The organism is Helicobacter sp. UBA3407, assembly GCF_949747025.1.
Lineage (GTDB): Bacteria > Campylobacterota > Campylobacteria > Campylobacterales > Helicobacteraceae > Helicobacter_D > Helicobacter_D ganmani.
Map to the genome: position 1 here is coordinate 1 of NZ_CATKCB010000023.1, position 1749 is coordinate 1749.

The following is a 1749-nucleotide window of genomic DNA, read 5'->3' on the forward strand; positions in this document are numbered from 1 at the left end:
ATTCCACTTTGCACGCCTGTTTCCTCGCCACTTCCTTTTTGCCATTTGATATTTGTGTCTTTGGTATAGGCGATGCCCTCTTCTCTCATCTCATCATTTGGCTCTACGGCTAAGACTTGCATTCCAAACTCACTTAGCATTTTGGTAAGCTTGCCTGTCCCTGCGCCCACTTCTACGATTTGCAAATCTTTGAGATTTTTTTGCTCATCATTGATACAAGCAATCAGCTTTTCTAACAACATCGGGCTATATGCCGGACGATTATGATAATGCTTCGCCACTTGTGTAAAATCACCTTGTTTCATTTGCTTCCCTTTCCTTTGATTTGAGTTAAGATACTCTGCACCTTTTGTTCTAAGTTATTCGTCGTATCATTGGGTAGGATTATATCCGCATTTGGCTTAACAAATGGAATATCCACCCCCACGACATCTTGAATCTCTCCTTTAAGCGCACCGCTATAAAGTTCCTTTTGGTCGCGCCTTTGCAGCTCCTCCATAGAACATTCTATATAAATTTCTAAATAATTTTGCAAAGTCTTGCGGTTATAAGCATACACTTCATCAAAAAGCGAAATCGTAGTTACCACTACCACCAAACCTTGCGAGCTTAGAAAATGCGCAAAAGCTGAACGCTTGAGTGCAACTTCAATCCGACCTTGTTTATCGTAAGCGTAATGCCCAAGTAAATCACGCAACTCATCGCCATCTAAATACACAATATTGGGAATCTCTTGCTTAATCCTCTCATACAATGCCTTGCCAATCGTGCTTTTCCCACTCCCTGCCAAGCCGCACAGCCACAACACAAGCCCTTTGCCATTTTTTACCCACATACTGCGTCCTTGACTGCTTCAATCACTTCTTTCACTTCCTCATCAGTCAAATGTTCCCCCATTGGCAAAGATAGAATCTCCTCTTGCCACGCAGAAGCATTGGGTGTGGAGGATTCCACAACATAGGATTGATGGCTAAAGGCAGGGCAATTTGGCAAAGCAATCGGATAATGCAATCCATATTCAATCCCCTTTTGCTTCAAATATGTCATCACTGCGTCGCGATTCTTAATCCGAATCACAAACAAATGCCACACACAAAAACAAGAATCCTTAACCTCTGGTAAGATTATGGAATCGCAATCCTTAAACCCCTCAAAATAGAGCTTCGCTACTTTCCTGCGTCTAGTATTCCAAGCTGCTAAGTGTCGCAATTTCACGCGCAAAATCGCTGCTTGTAGATTATCAAGTCGCGAATTTCTCCCTACGATTCTATGTTCGTATTTTTTCAATCCTCCGTGATGAGCAATCTCCTCACATTTTCGCAAAAGCGCAGAATCACGACTTACAATCGCTCCACCATCTCCATAAGCCCCTAGATTCTTGCCCGGATAAAAGCTAAAAGTAGCAATATCGCCAAAAGTCCCCACACACTGCCCTTTAAACTTTGCTTCGTGTGCTTGAGCGCAATCCTCAATTACGCGGAGATTCTTTTCTTTTGCAATCTCCAAAATCTCCTCAATCCTTGCACTCTGCCCATACAAATGCACTACTAGAATCGCGCTTGTCTGCTCTGTGATTTTGGATTCCAAATCCGCTAAATCCATTGTATAATCCGCTCCACAATCCACAAATTGCACTCTTAAGCCATTGCGCACAACCGCTTCTGCACTCGCCGCAAAAGTATTTGCAGGCACTAAAACCACCGAATCTTTGGGCAAGGCAAGAGATTCTATCGCAATTTCAAGTGCGTC

3 protein-coding genes are annotated in these 1749 nt (G+C 43.1%); all 3 read right to left on the reverse strand.

Translation table 11 applies throughout. From position 1 onward, the window contains the following. The coding region (locus Q1553_RS00205; RefSeq protein ID WP_300842646.1) for a methyltransferase domain-containing protein at positions 1-305 on the reverse strand (305 nt) is incomplete at its 3' end. Further along, positions 302-835 carry an adenylyl-sulfate kinase gene (locus tag Q1553_RS00210; protein ID WP_115551730.1) on the reverse strand — a complete coding sequence of 178 codons (534 nt, stop codon included), beginning with the start codon at positions 833-835 and terminating at the stop codon, positions 302-304. The genes Q1553_RS00205 and Q1553_RS00210, both read right to left, overlap by 4 nt. Next, positions 826-1749: DegT/DnrJ/EryC1/StrS family aminotransferase (locus tag Q1553_RS00215; protein WP_300842647.1), on the reverse strand; the 924-nt coding region annotated here is incomplete at its 5' end. The genes Q1553_RS00215 and Q1553_RS00210, both read right to left, overlap by 10 nt.